The sequence below is a fragment of the Kouleothrix sp. genome, assembly GCF_046328425.1.
Lineage (GTDB): Bacteria > Chloroflexota > Chloroflexia > Chloroflexales > Roseiflexaceae > Kouleothrix.
This window is the reverse complement of the sequence record NZ_JAXLWP010000003.1, coordinates 26022-50847: the sequence shown is the minus strand read 5'-3', so window position 1 is coordinate 50847 and position 24826 is coordinate 26022. Positions and strand designations below refer to the sequence as shown.

Genomic DNA, 24826 nt, shown 5'->3' with positions numbered 1-24826 from the left:
TGCCGTGCCACGCAGCACGGCTGCCAATCAGCGGTGATTGGCTCGGGCGAACGGTTTCGGTTTCCGCGAAGCTGCATTAAGGAGAAAGAACATGTTCCTCGCTGAGATGTTCGGGACAATGGTGCTCATCCTGCTGGGCGACGGTGTCGTCGCCAACGTGTTGCTGAACAAGTCGAAGGGCCAGAACTCGGGCTGGATCGTCATCACCGCCGGGTGGGCGTTTGGCGTGATGTGCGGCGTGTTTACATCGCAAGCGCTGGGCGGGCCTGGCTCGCTGAACCCGGCTGGCGAGATCGCCGGCATTATCGCCGGCGGCGCCGACCCGAGCAAGGCTATTCTTAACATCGCCGGCCAGTTCGTCGGCGCGTTCCTCGGCGCGGTGCTGGTGTACCTGGTGTACCTGCCGCACTGGCCAGAGACGAGCGACAAGGGCCTGAAGCTCGCGGTGTTCAGCACCGGCCCGGCCATCCGCAACACCGGCGCCAATGTGCTCACCGAGGTGATCGCGACATTCGCGCTCGTCTTCATTGTCAACTGCATTCTGAAGGTTGCCACCGGCGCCACTGCCGGCCTTGGACCGTACCTGGTCGGCGCGCTGATCTGGGGCCTGGGCCTGAGCCTCGGCGGCCCGACTGGCTACGCCCTGAACCCGGCCCGCGACCTTGGCCCGCGCATTGCGCATTTCTTGCTGCCCATCCCCGGCAAGGGCGACTCCGACTGGGGCTACTCGTGGATCCCGGTGGTAGGCCCGATCATCGGCGCGGTGATTGGCCTGATCGTCTTCAAGGCGGTGGCCGGCTAGTTTGTGGTATGGCCGCGAGTGCGCGGCGCGGCTGGTGCGCTGTGCCGCCACTCGCCGACGCAAGGAGGTTCTACGGTGAAGAAGCTGATTAACTCGCCCGAGGGCGTCGTCAAAGACGCGCTGGCGGGCGTCGCCGCGGCGCATGGTGGCCTGGTGACGGTTCATTACGACCCCGATTATATCGTGCGCGCCGATGCCCCGGTGAAGGGTAAGGTCGGCATTATTTCGGGCGGCGGCAGCGGCCACGAGCCAATGCACGGCGGCTTCGTCGGGAGCGGCATGCTCGACGCAGCCTGCCCCGGCGCCGTGTTCACCTCGCCCGTGCCCGACCAGATGCTGGCCGCCACCAAGGCCGTCGATGGCGGCGCAGGCGTGCTGCATATTGTCAAGAACTACACCGGCGACGTGATGAACTTCGAGATGGCGGCCGAGCTGGCCGCCGCCGAGGGCATTGAGGTGGCCGCGGTGGTGACGAACGACGACGTGGCGGTCGAGAATAGCACCTGGACGGCCGGCCGGCGCGGCGTGGGCGTGACGGTGCTGCTCGAAAAGATCGTCGGCGCGGCGGCCGAGGGCGGCGCCAACCTGGCCGAGTGCAAGCGCATCGCCGAGAAGGTGAACGGCCAGGGCCGCTCGATGGGCATGGCGCTCTCGGCCTGCACCGTGCCACACGCCGGCAAGCCCTCGTTCGAGCTGCCCGAAGACGAGATCGAAGTGGGCATTGGCATCCACGGCGAGCCGGGCCGCCGCCGCGAGAAAATAGCCAACGCCGCCGCGATCACCGCGATGCTCACCGAGCCGATCCTGAGCGATCTGCCGTTCGCCAGCGGCGATAACGTGCTGGCGTTCGTGAATGGCATGGGCGGCACGCCGCTGATCGAGCTGTACGTGGTGTACAACGAGCTCAACAAAATTCTCGGCGAGCACGGCATCACGATCACGCGCAACCTGATCGGCAGCTATATCACTTCGCTCGAGATGGCCGGCTGCTCGATCACGCTGCTGAAGCTGGACGACGAGCTGACCAAGCTGTGGGACGCTCCGGTGCTGACGCCGGCTCTACGCTGGGGCGCGTAGGCAGCTTGCAGTATGCAGCTGGCAGTGCCATACTACTGCAAACTGCAAACTGCCAACTGCAAACTGGAGGGTAAGGATGCGCATCACCTCTGAGCATGTGATCCGGTTCATCGAGGGCGTCGCCGCGCGGATCAAACAGCATCGCGACGAACTGGTGCAGCTCGACGCGCCGATCGGCGACTCCGATCACGGCGTCAATATGGATCGCGGGTTTACAACCGTTGTCGAGAAATTGCCGACCGTGGCCGACAAAGACATCGGCACGATCCTCAAGACCGTCGGGATGACGTTGGTCTCGACCGTCGGTGGCGCATCCGGCCCGCTGTACGGAACCGCGTTTCTGCGCGCTGGTATGGCGCTGGCGGATCGCTACGAGCTGACGCCGGCCGAGGTGGTTGCGGCGCTCGAGGCCGCGCTCGAGGGCATTCAGGCACGCGGCAAGGCCCAGCGCGGCGAGAAGACGATGGTCGACGCGATCGGGCCTGGCGTGGATGTGCTGAAGGAAGCCCAGGCTAATGGCGAGGATTTCACCGTCGCGCTGCGCCGCTCGGTCGAGGCGGTCGAGGCCGGTATGAAGGCCACCATCCCTATGCTGGCTACCAAAGGCCGCGCCTCGTACCTGGGCCAGCGTAGCATCGGCCACCAGGATCCGGGTGCCACCTCGGCGTTCTATATGGCGCAAGTGTTGTTGGAAACTATCGAGAGAATTCAGTAAGCAGTGGGCGCTCAGCAGCAGGCGGCAATCAGCGCAGCGCAATGCGCAGTTCCGTGGCCGCCGGCTGTAACCCGCCAACTGCGGCAGACGAGGAGGTCAATATCATGGCAAAGTATGCCGCCGCTGTCGATCAGGGAACTACGAGTACGCGCTTTATGGTGTTCGATCACGAGGGCCGCGTGGTCTGCTACGATCAGAAAGAGCACGAGCAGATCTACCCCAAGCCCGGCTGGGTCGAGCACGATCCGCTGGAGATCTGGGAGCGCACGCAGAGCGTGATCCGCGGGGCGCTGGCCAAGGGCAATATCGACCCGCAGGACATCGCGGCTGTGGGCATCACCAACCAGCGCGAGACCACGGTGGTGTGGGATAAGACCACCGGCAAGCCGCTGTACAACGCGATCGTGTGGCAGGATACCCGCACTGACACGATCATCAACGAGTTCGCCAAAGAGGGTGGCCAGGATCGCTTCCGCGACAAGGTCGGCCTGCCGCTGGCGACGTACTTCTCGGGCCCGAAGGTGAAGTGGGTGCTCGACAATGTCGAGGGCGCACGCGCGGCCGCCGAGCGCGGCGACGCGGTGTTTGGCAATATCGACACCTGGGTGATCTGGAACCTGACCGGCGGCGTGAATGGCGGCGTGCACGTGACCGACGTGACCAACGCCAGCCGCACGATGCTGATGGATCTGCGCACGCTCGACTGGGACGACGAGATCCTCCAGGTGATGGGCATCCCGCGCTCGATGCTGCCGCAGATCCGCTCGTCGAGCGAGGTGTACGGCACCGCCGTCGGCGAGCTGGCCGGCATCGCAGTGGCCGGCGACCTGGGCGACCAGCAGGCCGCCACAGTCGGCCAGACGTGCTTCGGCGTCGGCGAGGCCAAGAACACCTACGGCACCGGCTGCTTCATGATCCTCAACACCGGCGAGGAGATCGTGCCGTCGAAGAGCGGCCTGCTCACCACGCTGTGCTACAAGATGGGCGACGCCAAGCCGGTCTATGCGCTCGAGGGCTCGATCGCGATCACCGGCGCGCTGGTGCAGTGGCTGCGCGATAACCTGGGCATGATCACTAGCAGCGCCGAGGTCGAGGCGCTGGCGAATACCGTGCAGGATAACGGCGGCGCCTACTTCGTGCCGGCGTTCTCGGGCCTGTTCGCGCCCTACTGGAAGAGCGACGCGCGCGGCGTGATCGTCGGCCTTACGCGCTACGTCAACAAGGGCCACATCGCCCGCGCTGTGCTTGAGGCGACTGCCTGGCAGACGCGCGAGGTGCTCGACGCGATGGAGAAGGACTCGGGCGTGTCGCTGAAGGCGCTCAAGGTCGATGGCGGTATGGTCTTCAATAATACGCTCATGCAGTTCCAGAGCGATGTGCTGGGCGTGCCGGTGATCCGCCCGGTGGTGGCCGAAACCACCGCGCTCGGCGCGGCCTACGCCGCCGGCCTGGCGACGGGCTTCTGGAGCAACCTGGAAGATCTGCGCCAGAACTGGCAGATCGACCACACGTGGGAGCCCAAGATGGCCGAGGGCGACCGCGAGGGCCAGTACAAGCTGTGGAAGAAGGCGGTCACGCGAACGTTCGATTGGGTCGAGTGATGCAGGGCGCAAGGATGAAGGATGGAGGATGAAATAGAAATGAGCCTCTTTCATTCGTTCCCCTTCATCTTTCATCCTTTCATTGAGGTATGCGATGGTCAGCCTGCTCATTGTGTCGCACAGTGCACAGCTCGCCGCTGGGGTCCGCGAGTTTGCTACCCAGGTCTCGGGTGGTAAGGTGCAGATCGTCGACGCTGGCGGTACCGACGATGGTTCGCTTGGCACGAGTATTGATCGGATCAAGGCAGGCTTACAGCAGGCGTCATCGCCCGACGGCACGCTGGTACTGGCCGATATCGGCGGCGCGGTTTTGAGCGTCGAGATGGCGATCGAGGAACTTCAGCTCGCACATGTGCATATCAGCGATGCCCCGCTGGTTGAAGGCGCCTATCTCGCGGCGCTGGAAGCATCGGTCGAGTCTACTCTGGAGGAAACTGCGGTAGCGGCGCTCCAGGGTCGCGAGATGATCAAGGTACACCATTAGCGTGACGACTTACGCGGTTGGCGCGCCCGACCTTCGGCAGGGTGGTACGTGAACGTTGCTGCCGCAGAAACGTGCCCCAGCGAGATGCCGAACAACGCAACCGCGTAAGTCCTAAGAAGCTGTTTGAAAAGGGTGGTTTGGAGGGACAAAGTCCTCCAAATTTCCCTTTTTCTGACGGGTGGCGGCCACATTCGTGGCCGCCACCCGTCAGAAGGAAGTGCGAGGGGCATAGCTCCTCGCGCACCCCTTTTCAAACAGGCTCTAAGCGTATTGTAGCGTGCGGGTGGCGGCCGGGCCGCAGCGCCGCCACCCGCACGCTGCGATCGTGGAAACGGCAGCGCGATGACCGAGACAACCTTGACGGTGCGCAACGCAGTGGGGCTGCACGCCCGGCCGGCCGCGATGTTCTATAAGAAAACGCGCGAGTTCAAGAGCAAGATCACCATTCAAAATTTAAGCCGCCCCGGCGGCAAAGAGCTGCCAGTGAGCGCCTTTAACCTGCTGCAAATTGGTGTGCTCCAGGGCCACCAGATCCGCCTGCGCGCCGACGGCGACGATGAGCAGGCGGCGATCGCGGCGCTGACACAGATGATCGAGGAGAACTTCGGCGAGGGGTAATGCTATGCCCAGCTATTTTCACGGCGCTGGCGGCGCGCCCGGCATCGCGCTGGGGCGCGCCGTTCGCTATCGGCCGGCCGCGCCCGATGCGGCACTCGTCGATGCCGACGCCGACGCGGCGCTGGCGCGCTTCGCCGACGCGCAGGCGCGCGCGGTGGCAGCGCTGAATGGCCTGGCCGAGCGCCTGCGCGCCGAGGGCAAGCCCGACGAAGCTGGCATCTTTGAGGCCCAGGCGCTGCTGGCCGAAGACCCTGGCCTGAGCGACGAGGTGGCCCGCCGCGTGCGCGACGAGGGCGAGCAGCTCGACGCGGCGATCGGCGCGACGGTGGCCGAGATGCGCGCTGCGCTCGAAGCGCTCGACGACGCGTACCTGCGCGAGCGCGCCGCCGATATGGACGCGATCGGCCAGTCGATCCTGGCCGCGCTGCACGGCAATGGCTCGGCGCTGCGCGATCTGCCGCCAGGCGCGATCGTCGTCGCACCCGATCTGACGCCAGCCGAGACGGCTGATCTGCGCGGCGGCTCGGTGGCCGGCTTCGCTACCGCCTACGGCGGCCCAACCGGCCATACCGCTATCCTGGCGCGCGCGCTGGGTATCCCTGCGGCGGTTGGCCTTGGCGCCGCCGCGCTCGAGATCGCCGATGGCGCCGAGCTGATCCTCGATGGCGGTGCGGCCCTGCTGATCGCCGACCCGTCGGCCGACGAGCGCGCCGAGTACACGCGCCGCGCCGCCGACGCTGCCGACGCCGCCGCACGCCGCGCACGCCTGCGCGGCATCCCCGGCCGCCTGGCCGACGGCCGCGCGCTGGCGCTGTGGGCCAACATTGGCCACCCCGACGAGGCCGCGCGTGCCCTTGAGCACGGCGCCGAGGGCATCGGGCTGTTTCGCACCGAGTTCCTGTTTCTCGACCGCCACGCGCCGCCCGGCGAGCACGAGCAGTACGCAGCCTACCGGCGTACGCTCCAAACTATGGCCGGCCGGCCGGTGGTGATCCGCACCATCGACATCGGTGGCGACAAGCCGCTGCCCTACCTGAACATGCCGCACGAGGAGAACCCGTTCCTGGGCGTGCGCGGCCTGCGGCTATGCATGCAGCGCACCGATCTGTTCACTACCCAGCTGCGCGCCCTGCTGCGCGCGGCCGCCTACGGCGACCTGTGGATCATGCTGCCGATGGTGGCTACGCTCGACGACCTGCGCTGGGGCCGCGCGCAGCTGCAGGATGCCGCCGCCGCGCTTGCGGCCGAAGGCTCGCCGCACCGCGCCGACGTGCGCCTCGGAGTCATGATCGAAACGCCCGCCGCCGCCGTCACTGCCGACCTGTTCGCGCGCGATGCGGCGTTCTTCAGCATCGGCAGCAACGATCTGACGCAGTACACCATGGCCGCCGACCGCGGCCTGGCCGACCTGGCGGCGCGCTACCCGCACGACGCCCCGGCGGTGTTCAGGCTGATCGGCATGGCTGCGGAGGCCGCCGAGCGCGCCGGCATCCCGATCGGGGTGTGCGGCGAGCTCGCGGGTGTGCCGGCCGCCGCGCCGATCCTGGCCGGCCTGGGCGTGAACGAGCTGAGCATGGCCCCGGCCATGATCCCGCAGATCAAAGAGCAGCTCCAAGGTGTCACTTTCGAGCAGGCGCGCGCCGCAGCCCAGGCGGCCCAGGCCCGCTGACGCGGGCTTGCTCCGGGCGCTACGCGGTGTATACTCCTGTCGATCGATTGCGCCGCGCGGCCGGCTATGCTATACTGCCGCTGCGGCGACGAAGCAGAGGAGTAGCTGCCGAACCTGCCAGCAGCGAGCCGGGGAAAGTGCAAGCCCGGCGGCGTGGCGGTGGCGAAGGGCACTGTGGAGCCGTTTTCTGAGAGCGACCGTTGGCATTCAGGTTGCCGATTGCCGGCTGCAGATTGGCGCAGCTCAATCTGAAATCGACAGTCAACAATCTGAAATCCCGGTAACTGGGGTGGAACCGCGCATCGTCACTGGTGCGTCCCCAGGCGAATGATACTCGCCTGGGGCTTTTTGTTGCCCCCGGCGAACGACCAACGACGGAGAACCAAGGAAGCACAAGCCTTTGTCCTTCTTCGTCTTTCGTCTGCACAGAAGGAGGTTCCAATGCCTGCCACAACCCTCGAACAAGTCGTATCGCTGGCCAAGCGGCGCGGCTTCATCTTCCCCAGCTCCGAGATCTACGGCGGCCTGCAGGGCGTGTTCGACTATGGGCCGCTTGGCGCCGAGCTGAAGAACAACATCCAGGCCGACTGGTGGCGTACCAACGTGTACGAGCGCGACGATATGGAAGGGCTCGACGCGGCCATCCTCATGAACCGGCTGGTATGGAAGTACTCGGGCCACGAAGAAACCTTCAACGACCCGCTGGTCGACTGCCGCAGCTGCAAGAGCCGCTGGCGCGCCGACCATATCAAGGGTAAGTGCCCGAACTGCGGCAGCACCGACCTGACCGAGCCGCGGCCGTTCAACATGATGTTCAAAACGGCGGTCGGGCCGGTGGCCGACGCCGGCTCGTTCGCATACCTGCGGCCCGAGACGGCCCAGGGGATCTTTGCCAATTTCCTGAACGTCCAGCAGACCACTAGCCGCAAGCTGCCGTTCGGGATCGCGCAGATCGGCAAGGCGTTTCGCAACGAGATCAACCCGCGCAACTTTCTGTTCCGCGTGCGCGAGTTCGACCAGATGGAGATTGAGTTTTTCGTGATGCCCGGCACCGACGAGCAGTGGCACGAGCGCTGGCTCGAGGCGCGCCTGAGCTGGTGGGAGGGCATTGGCGTGCCGCGCGAGCGCATCCAGGTGTACGACGTGCCCAGGGCCGACCTTGCGCACTACTCGAAGCGCACCTACGATCTCATGTATAACTACCCAACGCTGGGCTACGAGGAGATCGAGGGGATCGCCAACCGCACCGACTACGACCTTGGCTCGCACAGCCGCGACCAGGAGAGCCTGGGCCTGACGGCTCGCGTCAACCCGAACACCGACAGCCTGGCGAAGCTAACGTACTTCGACCCCGAGAGCAAGCGCCACGTGGTGCCGTTCGTGATCGAGCCCTCGGCCGGCGTTGGCCGCTGCACGCTTGCTGTGCTGTGTGAGGCCTACGACGAGCAGCTGGTGAAGGTGCCGGCGGCCGAGAAGCTCGACGCGGCTGCCCAGGCGCTCCAGTCGTTCATCAAGTCGGCTGGGCGCAACGAGAAGCTCGCCGCCGAGACGCGCGACGCGCTGGCAGCGCAGGGCGCGGCAATCGCCGAGAACCTGCCGGCTGCGCTGCCGCTCGTCGAGACGCTGCTGGCTATGCCTGGCGCCGACCAGGTAGAGGTGGGCAAGAAGCTGCGCGGCCAGGCCCAGCCGCTGATCGACGAGCACTTCCGCACGGTGCTGCACCTGAAGCCGAAGATCGCGCCGATCAAGGCGGCGGTGTTCCCGCTCAAGCGCAACCACGATGGCCTGGTGGGAACGGCGAAAGATATCCGTAGCGCGCTTCAGCGCACCGGCATGCGCACGGTGTACGACGACACCGGTGCGATCGGCAAGCTCTACCGGCGGCAGGACGAGATCGGCACGCCGTTCTGCATCACCGTCGACTTCCAGACGCTCGAGGACGGCAGCGTGACCGTGCGCGATCGCGACAGCATGCAGCAAGAGCGTATCGCCGCCGCCGAGCTTGCCGCGTACCTGCGCGAGCGCGTGGGGTAGCACAGGAAAGGCCCCAACGACAGGCGCCCCAGCCGTAAGGCTGGGGCGCCTATGTGCCGTGTCAATAAACGGCGCTGTCTCGGGCTAGAACGGCAGGTCTTCGACCTCTTCGGCGGCCGGAGCGCTAGGCTCCTGCGCCTCGGAGCGCGTATCGAGGAACAGTACGTCCTCGGCGCGAACCACCGTCTTGAAGCGCCGCTGGCCAGTCTCGCGATCCTCCCACGACTGGGTGTGCAGGCTGCCGACTACGCGCACGCGGCTACCCTTGTGCAAATAGCGGCCACACTGCTCAGCCAGTTTTTCCCACGCCTCAACGTTCGTCCACTCGGATTCGAGAATGCGCTCGCCAGCTTCGTTCCGCCCGGCGGGCCGCTTGGTGGCAACCCGGAAGTTGCACACTGCCGCGCCCGACGGCACGAACCGCTGCTCTGGCTCGGCACCTAGCCAGCCAATCAGCTCCACCCGATTCAGCGTCCCTTTGATCTGTTCCATGACTCTTACCTCGTGTACTAACTCGTCCCATTGTTCTGCCGGCCACGGCGACCGCCAGCATATATTCTACCGGGGGTAGTAGTGAAACGATACGGTTAGGTGCGGCGGATTTTGCGGATTTCGGAGTTTGTTTGCGATAGGTGGCGTGTGCTCGATTTTTGCCCTTGTAGAGCGCAAAAACCGAGCACACGATGCCTGAATGGTGTGCCAGAGCCGTGCTACAGCACGGGCTCGCCGGCCGCGCGGCGGGCGGGCGGGCGCTGCAGATCGCGCAGCAGCGTGGAAGCCTGGTCGTAGGTGAGGCCGTGGGCTACCACGCCAAAGCGGCGGCGCGCTTCCATGTCGAGGTCGAGGCCCTGCTGCTGAGCCAGGCGCTCCATCGCGTGGATCTGCTTCTCGTTCACCGGGTTGCCATCTTTGGGGATGGGCTCGGCCGAGCGCGCGGCCGGCGCCTCGGCGACGCGCTGCGCGGGCGCTTTGGCCCGGGCATTTTCGCCATAGCCGTTGGCGCGCTCGTCGGCAAGCTTCTTCAGGCCATCGATGAACAGGCTGGCCTGGCCTTTGGTCATTGTCACCAGGTCGACCGACTGCTCTTCGGCGTAGCTGGCGAGCTGCTCGCTATTCCAGCTCATCTGATCCTGGAGCGTGGCGATATAGTTGCGCTGCTTGTCGCTGGCCGGTGCGTCGGGGTCGCGCACGGTGATCGGCTGTGGTGTGCCGATCGTGCTGCGGATCTCGGCGGCCTGCGCCTCGGCGGCCTCGCGCTGCGCGCGGTAGATCCGCCAGCCCAAATCGACGGCCTGCTGCACCTCGTCGTCGGAGGCGTCGATCGGCAGCGCGATCGTCTCTTCGAGGGTGATGAAGTCTTCGCCGATGCGGATGGCGGCGCGGTAGGTGCGCGAAATCGTGCGATCGTCGCCTTTGCGTGGGGATGCCATTGTCCTGTCCTCCTGCCCGGACGATCTGGGCTGGCGTGGCTCGACCGGGCTCTACTCGTGCTTATTGTATCTGCTCGTCCCAAATGTTCGGTCGCTCCAGCCCGTTAGCGCCGCAGGAGCAATGCGTATGTAGTATAGCACAAATGTTTGGTTTCCGCAAGCATTTGATCAGCTTTAGTCTTCGCCTCGGGCGCGGCGCCGGGCGCGCTCCTGGGCCTCGCGCAGCTGGTCGAGCTCGGAGGCTTGCGTGTTGGCGGCGTTTGGGCGCTTGACCGAGCGAGGGCTGGCAGGTTGCTCCTGGGTGGTGGTTGGGCGCCGGGCTGCTCGCAGCAGCTCAGGCCAGCGCAGCGTAGCTGCGGGTTGCCTGCGGGCGAGCAGCAGCCGGCGCAGCGCGATGTCGAGCGGCAGCAGCAGCAGCGCCAGCCACAGCAGCGGCAGGCCGATCTCGCGCACCGCGCCCTGGCTGGTGGCATTGGCGTCGAACGACTGGCCGGGCGCGATGTTCAGCCGCCCGCCAGTAGCCTGCGCTAGCGCCTCGAGCAGCGCCGGGCTGCCGCCGTTGCTGCGGTACTCGGCGCTGAGCGGCACCGCCACTCCGGCGGTAAGCGCGCCGGCCGGCTGGCCGCGTGCGTCGCGCGCCACCAGCTGCGCCAGGTATATGCCAGGCGGCGCGCCGCTCAGCGCCGCGCGGTATTCGCCCGGCCCAACCTCGCGCAGCGCCACCGCCGCGCTGATCGTATCGGTGGCGAGCAGACGACCGTCGATCGCCAGCCCGGTCAGCGGGCGGCCGAGCGCGTCCTGGGCATGCACCTGCAGCACCAGCTCGGCGCCCAGCGAGCTAGCCTCGAGCGCCAGGTTTTGCTGAGCCTGCTGCGGCAGCAGCCAGCCAAACAGCTGGGCGGCGAAGCGCGGGAACTCGGCCCAGCGCGCCCACGCGGCGCCCCAGCGCGCGCCTGTGTCGCTGGTGAAGGCCAGGCCGCGGCCCAGGCCATACTGCCACGCCGCCAGCAGCGGTTCGCCGCGCGGCGTGGCCAGCAGCACCTGCGCGGTCGGGCGTGGCGTGGCGACGACGTAGCCGCCGAGCGCGGGCGTGGCGTCGATGCCGCGCAGGATCGGGTGGGGCGCGCCGCGCACGGGTGTGAACTGCTGCTCGACAATATACGGCTCGATCACCGCCTGGGCCTCGTCGACCAGCAGCGCCGGCAGGTTGGCCGCCTGGTCGGTCAGAAACGTACGCCCGCCGCCGATCTGGGCGATGTCGCGCAGAAACGGCACATCCTTGCCGTCGCCCACCGCAACCGACGTGAGCGTGACGTGCTCGGCGCGCAGCTGGCGCACAAGATCGCGGGCGCCTTCCTGCTGCACCGAGTCGCCGCCGTCGGTGATCGTAATAATGTGGCGCACCGGCTGGTCGCCCTGGCGAATGTACTCGGCGGCTTTGCTCAGCCCGTCGAACATATCGATGCCGCCGCCGCCGGCGTGGGCCTGGCCGAGCGCCTCGATCGCCTCGTCGCGGCGGCTGCCGGGCAGCGGGCCAACCACCTGCCGCGCCGAGGTATCGAACATGATCACCGTCAGCTCGTCCTCGTCGCGCAGCAGCGCCGCGATACGCTGGGCGCCCTCGGCGGCAAGCGAGATCTTGGTGCGGCCGTTTTCGCTAGCGCCCATGCTGCCCGATACGTCGATCAGCACCACGATGCCGACGGCCGGTTGGCGCACCTGCGAGGGGATGTCCATGGTCACCGGCAGCGCCGCCTCGACGGGGGTGCCGCGCCAGCCGCCCGCGCCGAACGACTGGTCGCCGCCGACCATCATCAGGCCGCGCCCGAGGTCGTGGACGTAGGCCGAGAGCGCGGCCTGGGTGCGCTCGGCCAGCGCGCGGCGCGGCACATTCAGCAGCGCCGCCGCGTCGTAGAGGCTCAGCTCGGCCAGCCCGGCCGGCGCTTGCTCGGCCGCGACTGTGGTGGTGTCCAGGCCGGCGGCGGCGAGCGCGCGCCCGAGTGATGCTGCTACGCCGGGCTGGCCCTCGATCAGCAGCACGCGCGGCGGCCCGCTGACAAACGTGTAGGCTTCGGCGGCATTGTTGGCTGGCCGTGCGTCGCCGGGCGCCTCGACGCGCGCGACATAGCGGTTGAAGCCGGGCTGTGCCGTGGGCAGGCGCAGCTCGAATACCTGGCTGCCGGCCATGAGCCGCAGCGGCTGGCTGGCGATCGGCGCGCCGCCGGGGCCTGAGACAACCAGGCGGGCGTCGGTGGCGGCGCTGCTGTCGATCGTAATCGCCATACGCAGCTGCTGGCCGGCGCGCGCGGCGGCGGGAAGCGCCACGCCGCTTATTTGCGCGTCGAGGCCGTCGGCCCGGCCGCTGAGCGGCACAACGTCGAGCGGCACGCCGCGCGCCGCCGCCAGCCGGGCAGCCTGCTGTGCGCTGCCGCCGGTCTCGCCGCCGTCGGAAAGCAGCACCAGCCGGGCGTGGCCCTCGTTCGGCAGCAGCGCAAGCCCGAGACGCAGCGCCTGCTCGATATTCGTGGCGCCGCCGCCCGGCTGCGCGGCCACCTGGCCGAGCGCGCGATTGGCGGCGGGAGGGCGCTCGACCAGCGCGCGCTGGCCGAACACCACCAGCGCAGCCTGGTCGCCGGCGGGCATCGCGCCGAGCGCGCCCTGCACAAACGCCTCGGCGCGCGCGCGCTGCGAAAGCGCGATCGAGTCGGAGCCGTCGAGCAGAAATATGGTGGTGACAGCGGCGACCGGCCGGATCAGCTGGGCGCCGGCTAGTGCGAGGATCAGGCCGGCGGTGGCGAGCGTACGCAGCCCCAGGCTGGCCCAGAAGCGCGCGGCAGGCAGGCGGCGCGGTGCGAGTAGCGCCAGCGCCCACAGCAGTGGCAGCAGCAGCAGCAGCCAGAGAAAGCCAGGAAAGATGAACGCGAGCTGCGGCATCGCAACCCTCAGATCTGCTCGATCGCCAGCGTGAGATAGGCCACCAGCAGCGCGCTGCTCTGCTCGAGCAGATCGTGGCCGAGCGTGTACTCGCCGGCGTGCTTAGCCGAGATCGCGCGCGCCAGGATTGCGTTTGCGGCAGTGAGGCCCACCGTGGCGTAGAGCCGGCGCTGGTGCGGGCCGAGGCCGGGGGCGCGGGCCGCAAGCAGCGCCTCGAAGCGCGCCAGCACATCGGCGAACAGTGTGTCGGCGGCGGCGGCCAGCTGCGAGCCCGGCGCCGACAGCAGCGCGATCCGGCTGAAGGCCATATGCGCGCCGCCGTACTCGATCGTCACGCCGAGCATACGCTCGATCGCTACTGCAAACGGTAGCCGCGCGAACTCGGGCGTGGCCAGCGCGTCGTAGGCGGCCGCCAGATCGGCGCGGTAGCCGGCCAGCAGCGCGTGCAAGATCGCCTCTTTGTTCGGGAAAAACTGGTAGATCGAGCCGATCGGAATGCCGGCTGCCGCGGCGATCTCGTTGGTGGTGGCGGCCTCGTAGCCGCGATCGGCGAAGAGCTGCTCGGCCGTCTCGAGGATCAGGCTCACGCGCTGCTGCCCGCGCGCGCGCTGCGGGCTGCGGCGCATCGCCGGCTGCCTTGCTTTGGTCCTGTCGCTCACAGTCGCCATCCCTGTGATAGTCATGCGGCGGGGCTTTACGGGCCACCGCGCTAGAAAAGAAGCATCTTGACAAAGTGAGCAAAAGCTCATATTATCTTCATGAGCGTTCGCTCACATATTTATTGCATAGTATACCGCGCGGCGGGCGACGCCGCAAGAAGGAGCAAGGGATGCGCGCGTTTGTAACGGGTGGGACTGGGCTGTTGGGCAGCAACCTGGTGCGGCTGTTGATCGAGCAGGGCTACGAGGTGCGCGCGCTGGTGCGCTCGCGCAGCAAGGCAGCGCAGGCCTTCGCCGGGCTATCTGTCGAGCTGGTAGAAGGCGACATGGCCAATATCGCGGGGTTTGCGGCGGCGCTGGAAGGCTGCGACGTGCTGTTTCACACTGCGGCGTACTTCCGCGAATACTACCAGCGCGGCGACCACTGGGCCACGCTGCAGGCGATCAACGTCGACGGCACGATCGCGCTGCTGCGCGCGGCCGAGCAGCGTGGTGTCGCCAAGGTGATCTACACCAGCTCGTCGGGCGTGATCGGCATGGAGCCGGGCGCCGACTGGGGCGACGAGCGCACCCCGCCCGACGCCTACGCGCTGGCGAACCTGTACTTCCGCAGCAAGGTGCTGGCCGAGCAGCGCGTGGCCGAGTTCCTGGCGGGCAGCAAGCTGCCGGTGGTGTTGATTCTGCCAGGCTGGATGTTCGGGCCGGGCGACGCGGCGCCAACCAGCAGCGGCCAGCTCGTGCTGGACTACATCAACCGCAAGCTGCCGGGCGTGATCGGCGGTGGCGGCACGCCGGTGGATGTGCGCGACGTGGCCCAGGCAATGATCAACGCGGTGTCGCGCGGCGTCAGCGGCGAGCGCTATATTGTGGGCGGCGACACGTTTGTCGGCTTCGACGAGCTGTTTGCGCTGCTCGAGCAGGCCAGCGGCGTGCCTCGGCCGAGGCTGCGCATCCCGCATGCGCTGGCGCTGGGGCTGGCCTTCGTGCTCGAGGCCGCCAGCCGGTTCAGCGGCAAGCCGGCGCTGATCACCCTGAATGGGCTGCGCGCCGTGCAGGAGCGCCGTACCACGCGCTCGGATAAGGCGCGGCGCGAGTTGGGCGCGACCTTTCGCCCGCTGGCCGACACACTGCGCGACGAGGTGGCGTGGTTTCGGGCCAACCAGCCCGAACAGCGCAAGCTGCAGCTTTCGGCAAAGAGCCGGTAGGCGGCGGTATGCGCCTCAGCCGGCGGCGAAAAACTCGGCGCAGGCGGTGTAGCCGCCATCGACCACCAGCGACGTGCCGGTGATGCCGTCGGCCTCGTCGCTGCAGAGAAACGCCGCAGCGCGGCCCATATCGTCGGGGTAGAGCATTGTGCCGCTGGGCACGCGCGCCAGCCGCTGGCGCAGATGCGCCTCGGGGTCGTCGGCGTGGCGGGCGTGAAAGCGCAGCATCGGCGTATCGGTGATGCCGGGGCAGATGCAATTGACGCGAATATGCTCGCGGCCGTAGTCGAGCGCGAGGCTTTTGGTGAGCATCAGCACGGCGCCCTTGCTGGCGCAGTAGGCCGGGGTGCCCTGCTGGCCCACCAGGCTCGAGACCGACGCCACGTTCAGGATGCTGCCGCCGCCGGCCGCGCGCAGGTGCGGCAGGGCATACTTGGCGGTGAGGAAGATCGCGCGCACGTTGATCGCCATCACCCGATCCCAATCTTCGAGGCTGCTTTCTTCTACCGTCTGCACCGCAACAATCCCGGCGTTGTTTACCACAATGTCGAGCCGGCCGAAGCGCGCGGCTGCCGCGTCGATCAGCGCGCGCACTTCGGCCTCGCGCGCTACGTCGGCGTGCTGGTAGGCGGCTGCCGCGCCAAGCTCGCGCGCTGCGGCGGCGCCGGCCTCGTCGTTCACGTCGGCGAGCAGCACGCGCGCGCCCTCGGCCACAAACACGCGCGCGATGCCCAGGCCAATGCCCTGCGCCGCGCCCGTCACAATCGCCACTTTATCTGCTAACTTCGCCATTCCTGTCTTCTTTCGGCTAGAGGCCGCCAATCGAGAGCGAATCAGCCCTCGCTCTTTTTTGCCACCGCCTGCACCGCGGCGATCACCGCGTCTTCGGCCTGGCTCATGGGGTGGGCCAGGGCGCGGGCGCGCAGCTCGGCCAGCCGCCGCGAGCCGCCGGCCTGCTCGTCGCTCCACTCGCGCACAAACGCGCCGCCCTTGATGTCGTTCAGCAGGCTGGCGCGGGCGCGCTCGCGCATTGCCTGGCTGATCAGCGCCGGCCCGCGCGAGAGCGTGCCGTACTGGCTGGTGGTCGAGTGATGCGCCATCTGCTTGAAGAAGCCGTTGCGGCTCATGGCCGCGACGATCTCGGCGGCCTCGCCCGAGGCGTACAGCTCCATCACCATCAGCTCAGGCGAGAAGCCGTGCTCGACGCCGATCTCGAAGCACTCGACGAACCAGGCGGTCAGGCCGGCCCAGATCACCTGCTCGGCGAACAGGTCGAGCTCGGCCTCCTCGCGGAAGCTCGACTCGAACACGCCGCCGCGCGTCAGGCCGATGCCCTTGCACAGCGCCAGCGCGGTGGCGCGCGCGCCGCCGGTTGCGTCGTGGTGCACCGCGAACTGCGCCAGCGCGCCGCTGCCCTTGGTGTACAGCGCGCGCACATTCACGCCGGTCATGCGCGGGGCGACCATAATCACGTCGACGTTGGGCGGCGGCACGATCAGCCCATAGCCGACGTTGTAGCCGCTGGCCCACACCAGCGCCTGGCCGGGGCGCAGCGCCGGCGCGATCTGCTCGGGCCAGATCAGCGGCTGCGACTCGTCGGTGGTGAGCACCAGCAGGATGTCGCCGGCCGCCGCGGCCGCTGCGATCGGCTGGGGCGCGAAGCCATCGGCGGCGGCGCGCGCGCGGTAGTCGTCGTCGCGGTTGCCGACGATCACATGCACGCCGCTATCGCGCAGGTTCAGCGCCTGGGCCTGGCCCTGGTTGCCGTAGCCCAGCACCGCCACAGTTTTGCCGGCCAGCGGCTCAAGCGAGGCGTCGTGATCTTTCAGTAGGTGCATCGGTGTCGCTCCGTATTGAATGAAAGAATGCCGGATGAGTTGAAAAGCCTGTGGTTCATGCCCTGCCGAAGCGCAAAAGGTTCAGGCGATTGCAGGGCATACGCCAAGCACATTGATATGCCACCGGCGTCCCTTTTCATATAGCACAAGTGGCTAGGCCAGCAGCGCGCGCAGATGATCGCGGAACAGGATCGTCTCGGAAACATTGTCGCACTCGTTGCAGCGCTCCCAGTCGAGCCAGATATACTCGATGCCCAGCCAGCCAGCGTAGCCGCTGGCGCGCATGGCCGCGATCACCCGCGCGTAGTCGATCGTGTTTTCTTTCAGCGCGCACTGCAGGCGGCCGGCGCGCGCGCCGCGCACGTGGAAGTGGCTGGCGAGCGCGACCAGCGGCTCGACCTCGGCGTCGGCCATGCCCAGGCGGGTGAAGTGGGTGTAGTCGAGCGTCAGCGTGAGGCCGGGCACCTGCGCCACCAGCTCGGCGGCCAGCGCCGGGCTCGGCACGATCGAGCCGACGTGCGGCTCGACGCCAAAGGTGATGCCATAGCCCTGGGCCTGCGCGACGCGCCAGTGCAGCTCGTCGACGGCGCGCGCCCATGCCTCGGCCGGCGGCTGGCCTGCGAACTCGACGCCGGGCAGCGTGGTGACGTGGTGGGCGCCCAGGCGCGCGGCATACTCAAGCGTGCGCGCGAACTGCTCGCGGGCGTGGCGGCGCCGCGCCGCCTCGGGCTGGTTGATCGCGAATGGGGTGAAGTCGGGGTCGAGCTGCAGAAACACGTCGGCGGCGGCCAGCCCGCAGTCGTCGAGCTGGTGCTTCAGCCGCCGCGACGCCAGGCCAAGCTGCGCGAACTCGCGCGAGGGCCAGAGGTGCGAGCGGTTCTCGAACAGGCCGATATCGACGCCGGCGAACTCGAGCATAGCGATCAGCCGCAGCACACTGTCGTGCGGCAGCAGCGGAAAGGTGAAGTCGGCACAGGCGAACTGGGCTTGCATCCGCTTACCTCCTGGCTACAGGGCGTTTTCTTGTGCGTGGATATGTGCCGGCGAAGGCTCCCGATCACGTTATACCAAATTCGCTTGATTACTGACACTTTGGTGGGGTTTGGGGCGGCGAAGCCGCCCCTGCCTTATTGTGCTGCACTCCGTGGCTTTGCCACGGAGTGCAGCACAATCTATACGTGATTAAGCGAACAGCGTATTAGGGCCTACGGCAGCTGGCGCGCTCTGCCGCAGGCGAAATGCACTGCTTCGAGAAGCCGAACAGCGCAACTGCGTTTGCCCCACGCGTTATGGCACAGCTAGGCGGTGCGGGCGCGCCGCTCACGCCAGCGCTGGCGCAGGTAGGCGATCCCGTTGCGCTGGTACACCAGCCACTCGATCACCAGGACGATCAGCGCCAGCGCGGCCAGCCAGCGCCAGAACTCCTGACGGCCGACGCGCTCGCTGGTGGTGGCCTGCTGCAGGCCGCTGGTCTGCGGCACCTTCAGCTCGGCCTGCGGCGCGATCTTCGATTCGTCGGGCGCGAACAGGTTCACGGCGTAGCGCTGGCGCGCCACCAGCTTGTCGCCCTGGAACTGCTCGACCGTATACACGCCAGGCGCGTCGGTTTCGGCGTCGATCGCCTGGCCGTTGCGCAGCGCCAGCTCGGCCACGGCGCCGCCGGGGTGCGTCACGCGCACCGCTGTGATGCTCGGGTCGACCGCCACGGCCAGCGGCTGGTCGGGCGCGAGCTGCGCGGCCTCGGCGCCGCTGCCGGGCGCGAGGTAGGCGACAATATTCGAGAGCAGCAGCGGGAAGGCGATCTGCACCGGCAGATCGGAGTTGTGCAGGTCGAACGCCAGCACGACGATCCGCCGCCCGTCGCGCTCGCCGGCCACCAGCATCGGGCCGCCGTCGCCGTCGACGACGACGTGCGCCCACGCGCCTGGCACGAGCGTATTGGCCTTGAGCACGCTCACGTCGCTGAGCTTGACATTGCGCAGCAGCGGCTCGTCGCCTGGGGATGGCCGCAGCGCCGGGAAATCGACCTGGCCTGTGACCGAGAAGAACTCGGTGGAGCGCGGCGGGGCGATAAAGAACAGGTTGCCGGGCGGCAGTGTCGCGGGCACCACGCTGTCGAAGATCGTCACCGGGATCTGCGCGGCCGTCTCGGTAAAAGCTGCGGTGCTGGTCGGCACCAGCGTGGCCTTGATGCTTGGCAGCCCGGCCAGGCCGACTTCAAGGAAGCGGTTGCCAGGGCTCACCAGCCGCACATTCGTGCCCTCGCCCACCGAGCTGACAGCCCAGGCGCGGTCGTCGAGCGGCAGCGCGTCGCCGCCGGCCGCCTCGACCAGGCGCGCCTCGGCCTTGCGCGCCTGCGCGGGAATATTGGCAATAATCGACTGGTCGGCGCCGGGCGCGATCGTCAGGCTATAGGCGTTGAACAGCTGGTCGTCGAGGTACAGGTCGAGCCTGCGGCTGGCCTGGCCCTGGCCGTAGTTGGTTGCCTGCACGAACAGCGTCTGGCCGGCGGGGCTGGGCTGGAGCGCCATGGCGCTGACGGCCACATTCTCGCCGCCCTGGCCGATCGGGAAGTAGCGCACGGTGGCCGGCACCGGCTGGAGCGCGTCGAGCGGGCGAACATTGCCGTCGGAGATGATCGCGATCTCGCTCTCGGCCTCGCGCGCTGACAGCGCCGCCGCGAGCGTCAGCGCCGGCGCGAGGTCGCTGCCGCCGCCGCTGCGGGTGCCGATCGAGTCGATCGCATCGCGCAGCTGGCGCCGGTCGGTGCTGGCCGACACCAGGATCTCGGTCTGGCCGCCGGCGGCGATCAGCGTGGCGCGGCCGTCGTCGGGCAGCTGGTCGATCAGCGTAATCGCCTGGCGCTTCGCGGCCGCCAGGCGGTTGGGCGCTATGTCGGTGGCGGCCATGCTGGCCGAGCGGTCGACGATCACGATCAGGTTGCGCCCGGCGATGCCGGTGGTGCGCAGAAACGGCCGCGCGAGCGCCAGCACCAGCAGCGCCAGCAGCAGCAGCTGGAGCAGCAGCAGCAGGTTGCGGCGCAGCTTCTGCCAGGGTGCGTTTGCCTCGACATCGCGCACGACCCGCTGCCACAGAAACGTGGACGACACGCGCCGCTCTTCGCGGCGGAGCTTCAGCAGGTACATGGCCACGATGATCGGGCCAATGATCAGCGCGCTTACGAGCGCGAGTGGGCTCAGAAATGCCATAGCTCTCTCGGCCGCAAGCGCCCGTGCTGGAGCGCTATGCGCCTGCGGCAGCGCTGGACTGCGCCAGCCGGCGATTGCGCAGCTATCGCACCACGCCGCGCCGGCGCAAGTTCGACAGCACGAACTCCTCGGCTGGAACCGAGGTGTCGGCGAAGATATAGTTAATGCCGCGCCCGCTACAGAAGCTTTCGACCTCGGCGCGCCACGCGCGCAGGTGGTCGTCGTACTGGCGCAGCACCTCGAAGTCGGCGGTGATCTCGATCGCCGCGCTGCCCTCGGAGTCGAGCAGCCGGAAGTCGCCGTCGATATCGGGGCGCAGCTCTTGCGGCGCCAAAATATGGATGAGCGTGATCTCGAACGGCCGCGCGGTAAGCGCGCGCAGCGCGTCTTTCCAGCCGGCGTCGAGCAGATCCGAGCAGATCAGCAGCGGCCCGACGTTGCGCGCCGTCTGGACGTAGCGCCTGGCGGCGTCGAGCAGGCTGCCGCTGGCGCCGGCCGGCAGGCGCTGCAGGAAGCCGAACAGCGGCAGCGCGCCGCGTTTGCCGCGCACGCCCGGCAGCTGCTGGGCCTTGCCGGCGGCCAGCGCCGTCACCGTCACGCGGTCGAGGCTCGAAAGCGCGATATAGCCGAACGCGGCGGCCACGCGGCGGGCGTACAGCAGCTTATTTGGCTCGCCCCAGTCCATCGAGGCGGTGTTATCGAGCAGCAGGTGGATCGTCAGCTCTTCCTCGGCGACCATGAGCTTGAGGAAAAAGCGCTCCATGCGCGCGTACAGGTTCCAGTCGATCTGGCGGATATCGTCGCCGCGGGCGTAGGGCCGGAAGTCGGCGAACTCAACCGAGCTGCCGCGGCGCGGGCTGCGGCGCTCGCCCTGCATATCGCCCACCATCGCGCGGCGCGTCAGCAGCGCCAGCCGGTCGAGCTTGCGCAGAAAGGTCGAGTCGAACAATGGTTGTGTGGCGGGTGTGGTCATATCTCTGGCCAATGACGAAGGACGAAAGCGGTGCGTCCGGCTTACGCCAGCGGCGTATATTCGGGCTCGGGCCGGGCGTCCTGGCTGGCGCGCCGCATCAGCACGGTGCCGGCCAGCCCGCCGCCGATCGCGGCGATGATCTGCAGCAGCATCAGGCGCGGGTCGAGGAACGGCTGAACCTGCGGGTACGGCCCGAGGGCGGCGCCGACCTGGCAGGCCACCAGCAGCAGGCCCACGGCGAACCCCGGCACGGGCGGTGTGCGCGCGGCCCAGCGCGCGGCCACAAAGCCGCCGAGCATGCCCCAGATCGGCAGCAGCGCGATCGGCATACGGCTCAGCGCCGCGAGCTGCGCCAGCGCGAATGTGCCGGCGTCGAGCGCCAGCCCAGCCGCAAGCGCCACAAGTATCGCAGGGATACGCACCATAGCCCGCCCCACGGAATTGCCGGCTGCGTCTCGCAGGCCGCGATTCAAGCTACTCGGTCTTGACCGCCTCGACGATCTGGCGGATCACGTCGTCGGGCGCCACGCCCTCGGCCTGGGCCTCGAAGTTCAGAATCAGGCGATGGCGCAGCGCCGGCAGGGCCGCCAGCTTCAAGTCGGCGAACGCGACGTTGAAGCGGCCGTCGAGCAGCGCCATGATCTTGCCGGCCAGGATCAGCGCCTGCATGCCGCGCGGGCTGGCGCCGTAGCGCACGAACTGGCGCGTCGCGGCGGGCGCGTCTTTGTCTTCGGGGTGGGTCGCGCTGATCAGGCGCGCGGCGTAGCCGAGCACGTGGCTGGCGATCGGCACGCTGCGGGCCAGGCGCTGCATCGCGAGGATCAGCGGGCCATTCGCGATCTTGCGCGTCTGCGGCGCGCGATCGCTGGTGGTGCGGTTGGCGATCTCGACCAGCTCGGCGGTGGTAGGGAACGGCACCAGGATCTTGAAGAAGAAGCGGTCGAGCTGGGCCTCGGGCAGCGGGTAGGTGCCTTCCATCTCCAGCGGGTTCTGCGTCGCCAGCACGAAGAACGGGTCGGCCAGGCGATGGATCGTTTTCGCGACGGTGACGGTATGCTCCTGCATGGCCTCAAGCAGCGCGCTCTGGGTTTTGGGCGTGGCGCGGTTGATCTCGTCGGCCAGCACGAGGTTTGCGAAGATCGGCCCCGGCTCGAAGCGGAACGACTTGTGGCCGGATTCGTCCTCGTTGATCAGCGTGGTGCCGACAATATCGGCGGGCATCAGGTCGGGCGTGAACTGGATGCGGTTGAACGAGCAGTCGATCACGTCGGAGAGCGTGCGCACCAGCGTGGTTTTCGCCAGGCCGGGCACGCCCTCGAGCAGCGCATTACCGCCGGCAAGCAGCACGATGACCGTCTGGCGGATCAGGTCGCGCTGGCCGACAATCACCTGGCCGATCTCGGCCTCGATCATGGCGGCGCGCTGCCGAAACTCTTCTGGCCCGAAGCGTGGCGCGGATGCGGGGGCGGTCATGCGGTAAGCTCCTTTGCTCAGGCGCGCGGTAGCGCCAGCAGCATCAACACTGCGCCGATCGCGGCGACCAGAAACGCCAGCCAGGATGCGGCGGTGATGGCGAAGGTGATGGTCAGCGCCCTGGATGGCATGCGCGTGTGGCGCGCGCCATAGATCGTGAACAGGCTGCCGGTGAGAACGAGGGCAGCCAGAATACCAACGATTGTAAACATTGCCGTGTCATCCTTGCGGCGGCACTGCCTGGTGCCGCGCGCCTTGTGCGTCTCGATCAAGCGGGTTGGGCATGGACGACACTGTCCGGCGAGTGGCATTATCGAGCGCCTGCTCTAGGCTTGGAGCTGCCGTTGCTGATGTTGAGCGGCAGGCATACAGGCGAAGCGCCGCCGAACCTGGGCGTCAAAACCACTGCGGCGGGCTGCTAGCGCTTTGGCTCAAGGTTCGAGAAGTAGTCGCGTACGTAGTCTTTCAGGTGTGGCGGGATGGCGCTCTGGTCGAGCGCTTCGCCGGCGGCGCGCTGGTACTGCGGCAGGTTTTGCTGGTAGGGAACCTGCGCTGGGCCGGCCACGCCGGGTAGGTTGGTCTGGCCTTGCTGCACCTGCGTCTCGCCGCCCTGGCCCTGCTGGCCCTGGATCTGCTCGGGGCGCGGCTGGCCGTTGGCTGGGTTGTAGGGCTGGTAGACGCTGTCTTCGTGGCCGGTGCCGGCCTCTTTGCCGCCACCACCGTTCTGCCCGGTGTTCTGCCCCGTCTGGCCGCCCTGGCCGTTGCCGTTGGCGTTGTTGCGCGGGCCAGCGCCCTGGCCATTGCCGTTGCCCTGGCCGTTTTGCCCCTGCTGGCCTTGCTGGCCTTGCTGGCCCTGCTGGCCGTTTTGCCCCTGCTGGCCTTGCTGGCCTTGCTGGTTTTGCTGGTTTTGTTGGCCCTGCTGTGCCTGCTGGTTCTGCTGGTTCTGCTGGCCCTGCTGGTTTTGCTGGCCGGCCTGCGCCACTGCCTGGCGGCTCTGCTGGAGCTGGCCGAGCGCCTGCTGAAGCGCCTGCTGCTGGGCCTGCTGCTGCTGCGACTGCTGGGCGTTCTGGGCGGCCTGCTGCAGCGCCTGCTGGGCCTGCTGGGCGTTGCCCTGCTGCAGCGCCTGCGCCGCCTGGCTGAGGTTCTGGGCGAGCTGCGGGTCGTTCTGGCCGATCTGCCCGGCCTGCTGGCTCAAGCTCTGGGCCAGCTGCTGGCGCTGCTCGGGCGTCATCTTGTCGATCTGCTGGGACAGCTGGCTGAGCTGGCTGGCCGTCTGCGCGGCGCTTGGGCGCTGCGACGGCTGCTGGCCCGAGAGGCTCTGCAGGTTGCGCGAAAGGTTCTCGAGCGCGGCGCGGTGCGCGTCGGCGCTCGGGTCGATGCGCTGCTGCAGCTGATTCTCGAACGACGACAGGTCGGCCAGCGCCTGCTCGCGGCTGCCGCTATTTTCGCGCAGCTTGCGCTCGAGCTCGGCGAGCTGCTGGTCGAGCTGGGCGCGCTGCTCGGGCGTCAGCTCCTGGTTCTGGGCCACCTGCTGCCGCAGCTGCTGGGCCTCGGCGGCCACCTGAGCCACGGCCTGCTGCACGGCAGCGCGCTGGCGCAGCGCCTCGGCCTGCGGGTTAGGCAGCAGCCACAGCCCAGCGGCCAGCGCAAGCGCCACAGGCGCCAGCAGCAGCGGGCGGCGTGCCACGCGCAGCCGGAGCATGCTCGGGCGCAGCGTGTCGGCGTAGGCGCGCGCGTCGCGCTGCTGGTCTTCGTCGAGCGGGTGGCTTTCGGCGCGGGCATTCAGCTCGATCGCGGTTGCCAGGCGCTCGTGCAGGCCAAGCTCGGCGTCGACGCGGCGGGCCACCTGGTCGGCCGGCAGGCGGCGCAGCAGCCCGTAGCCGAGGATCGCGAGCAGCCACAGCCCGGCCGGCGCGAGCGACCAGATCAGCAGGTTCGGGATGGGGGCGAGGCGGCCGAGCAGCTGCATCAGCGCGAAGCCGCCGGGCGCGACCCACAGCGTGCGGCTGGCGAGCAGCAGCCAATCGCGCAGCTGCAGGCGCCGCCCGAGCGGGCGCAGCCGCCGCCGAATATAGGTGCCGGTTGTGAGTGCCTGAGCCATAGTC

The 24826-nt window shown here is 68.1% G+C and carries 22 protein-coding genes; 9 read left to right on the top strand and 13 right to left on the bottom strand.

Going from position 1 to position 24826, the window contains the following annotated elements; all coding sequences use genetic code 11:
• Positions 1 to 91 precede the first annotated feature (91 nt).
• From U0177_RS00220 to U0177_RS00185, 8 genes are all read left to right on the top strand, one after another.
• On the top strand, positions 92 to 802 hold the full coding sequence (locus U0177_RS00220; RefSeq protein ID WP_409568560.1) for an MIP/aquaporin family protein: 711 nt from the start codon (positions 92 to 94) through the stop codon (positions 800 to 802).
• A gap of 75 nt (positions 803 to 877) precedes the next feature.
• Positions 878 to 1879 (top strand): dihydroxyacetone kinase subunit DhaK, encoded by a 1002-nt coding sequence (gene dhaK, locus U0177_RS00215; RefSeq protein WP_409568559.1) that lies wholly within the window; start codon positions 878 to 880, stop codon positions 1877 to 1879.
• A 76-nt stretch (positions 1880 to 1955) separates the two neighbouring features.
• Positions 1956 to 2594 carry a dihydroxyacetone kinase subunit DhaL gene (gene dhaL, locus U0177_RS00210; protein WP_409568558.1) on the top strand — a complete coding sequence of 213 codons (639 nt, stop codon included), beginning with the start codon at positions 1956 to 1958 and terminating at the stop codon, positions 2592 to 2594.
• 104 nt (positions 2595 to 2698) lie between these two features.
• Complete coding sequence (gene glpK, locus U0177_RS00205; protein WP_409568557.1) at positions 2699 to 4195, top strand: glycerol kinase GlpK; 1497 nt, start codon at positions 2699 to 2701, stop codon at positions 4193 to 4195.
• Between the two features lie 94 nt (positions 4196 to 4289).
• Positions 4290 to 4679, top strand: a complete 390-nt coding sequence (gene dhaM, locus U0177_RS00200) for a dihydroxyacetone kinase phosphoryl donor subunit DhaM (protein WP_409568556.1) — start codon at positions 4290 to 4292, stop codon at positions 4677 to 4679.
• Positions 4680 to 5021: 342 nt separating this feature from the next.
• On the top strand, positions 5022 to 5297 hold the full coding sequence (locus U0177_RS00195; protein ID WP_409568555.1) for an HPr family phosphocarrier protein: 276 nt from the start codon (positions 5022 to 5024) through the stop codon (positions 5295 to 5297).
• Between the two features lie 4 nt (positions 5298 to 5301).
• A complete protein-coding gene (ptsP, locus tag U0177_RS00190) occupies positions 5302 to 6966 on the top strand; it encodes a phosphoenolpyruvate--protein phosphotransferase (RefSeq protein WP_409568554.1) in 1665 nt (554 codons plus the stop codon).
• 441 nt (positions 6967 to 7407) lie between these two features.
• Positions 7408 to 9000, top strand: a complete 1593-nt coding sequence (locus U0177_RS00185; RefSeq protein WP_409568553.1) for a glycine--tRNA ligase — start codon at positions 7408 to 7410, stop codon at positions 8998 to 9000.
• An 84-nt stretch (positions 9001 to 9084) separates the two neighbouring features.
• Here U0177_RS00185 and U0177_RS00180 read toward each other — a convergent pair whose 3' ends face one another.
• From U0177_RS00180 to U0177_RS00165, 4 genes are all read right to left on the bottom strand, one after another.
• Complete coding sequence (locus tag U0177_RS00180) at positions 9085 to 9492, bottom strand: single-stranded DNA-binding protein (RefSeq protein WP_409568552.1); 408 nt, start codon at positions 9490 to 9492, stop codon at positions 9085 to 9087.
• A gap of 218 nt (positions 9493 to 9710) precedes the next feature.
• The gene (locus U0177_RS00175; protein WP_409568551.1) at positions 9711 to 10430 is read right to left on the bottom strand and encodes a hypothetical protein; all 720 of its coding nucleotides are present in this window, start codon (positions 10428 to 10430) and stop codon (positions 9711 to 9713) included.
• A 174-nt stretch (positions 10431 to 10604) separates the two neighbouring features.
• Positions 10605 to 13364, bottom strand: coding sequence for a VWA domain-containing protein (locus tag U0177_RS00170; protein ID WP_409568550.1), 2760 nt, complete (start codon positions 13362 to 13364; stop codon positions 10605 to 10607).
• An 8-nt stretch (positions 13365 to 13372) separates the two neighbouring features.
• Positions 13373 to 14023, bottom strand: a complete 651-nt coding sequence (locus U0177_RS00165) for a TetR/AcrR family transcriptional regulator (RefSeq protein WP_409568549.1) — start codon at positions 14021 to 14023, stop codon at positions 13373 to 13375.
• 170 nt (positions 14024 to 14193) lie between these two features.
• On the opposite strand from U0177_RS00165, the gene U0177_RS00160 reads away from it, so the two are divergent.
• The gene (locus U0177_RS00160) at positions 14194 to 15228 is read left to right on the top strand and encodes an SDR family oxidoreductase (RefSeq protein WP_409568548.1); all 1035 of its coding nucleotides are present in this window, start codon (positions 14194 to 14196) and stop codon (positions 15226 to 15228) included.
• 15 nt (positions 15229 to 15243) lie between these two features.
• On the opposite strand, the gene U0177_RS00155 is transcribed toward U0177_RS00160, so the two are convergent.
• The 9 genes from U0177_RS00155 to U0177_RS00115 all read right to left on the bottom strand — a co-directional run bounded on the left by U0177_RS00155 (position 15244) and on the right by U0177_RS00115 (position 24822).
• Positions 15244 to 16020, bottom strand: coding sequence for an SDR family NAD(P)-dependent oxidoreductase (locus U0177_RS00155; protein ID WP_409568547.1), 777 nt, complete (start codon positions 16018 to 16020; stop codon positions 15244 to 15246).
• 41 nt (positions 16021 to 16061) lie between these two features.
• Positions 16062 to 17066 (bottom strand): ketol-acid reductoisomerase, encoded by a 1005-nt coding sequence (gene ilvC, locus U0177_RS00150; protein WP_409568546.1) that lies wholly within the window; start codon positions 17064 to 17066, stop codon positions 16062 to 16064.
• A gap of 153 nt (positions 17067 to 17219) precedes the next feature.
• On the bottom strand, positions 17220 to 18059 hold the full coding sequence (locus U0177_RS00145) for a sugar phosphate isomerase/epimerase family protein (RefSeq protein ID WP_409568545.1): 840 nt from the start codon (positions 18057 to 18059) through the stop codon (positions 17220 to 17222).
• A 305-nt stretch (positions 18060 to 18364) separates the two neighbouring features.
• Entirely contained in the window at positions 18365 to 20275 is a 1911-nt protein-coding gene (locus U0177_RS00140) for a vWA domain-containing protein (protein WP_409568544.1), read from the bottom strand.
• Positions 20276 to 20357: 82 nt separating this feature from the next.
• Entirely contained in the window at positions 20358 to 21248 is an 891-nt protein-coding gene (locus U0177_RS00135) for a DUF58 domain-containing protein (RefSeq protein WP_409568543.1), read from the bottom strand.
• A gap of 41 nt (positions 21249 to 21289) precedes the next feature.
• Positions 21290 to 21673, bottom strand: coding sequence for a hypothetical protein (locus U0177_RS00130; RefSeq protein WP_409568542.1), 384 nt, complete (start codon positions 21671 to 21673; stop codon positions 21290 to 21292).
• Positions 21674 to 21722: 49 nt separating this feature from the next.
• Positions 21723 to 22721 carry an AAA family ATPase gene (locus U0177_RS00125; RefSeq protein WP_409568541.1) on the bottom strand — a complete coding sequence of 333 codons (999 nt, stop codon included), beginning with the start codon at positions 22719 to 22721 and terminating at the stop codon, positions 21723 to 21725.
• Positions 22722 to 22738: 17 nt separating this feature from the next.
• Positions 22739 to 22933: a hypothetical protein gene (locus U0177_RS00120; RefSeq protein WP_409568540.1), complete on the bottom strand. Its 195-nt coding sequence runs from the start codon at positions 22931 to 22933 to the stop codon at positions 22739 to 22741.
• A gap of 206 nt (positions 22934 to 23139) precedes the next feature.
• Positions 23140 to 24822, bottom strand: coding sequence for a hypothetical protein (locus tag U0177_RS00115; protein WP_409568539.1), 1683 nt, complete (start codon positions 24820 to 24822; stop codon positions 23140 to 23142).
• Positions 24823 to 24826 lie beyond the last annotated feature (4 nt).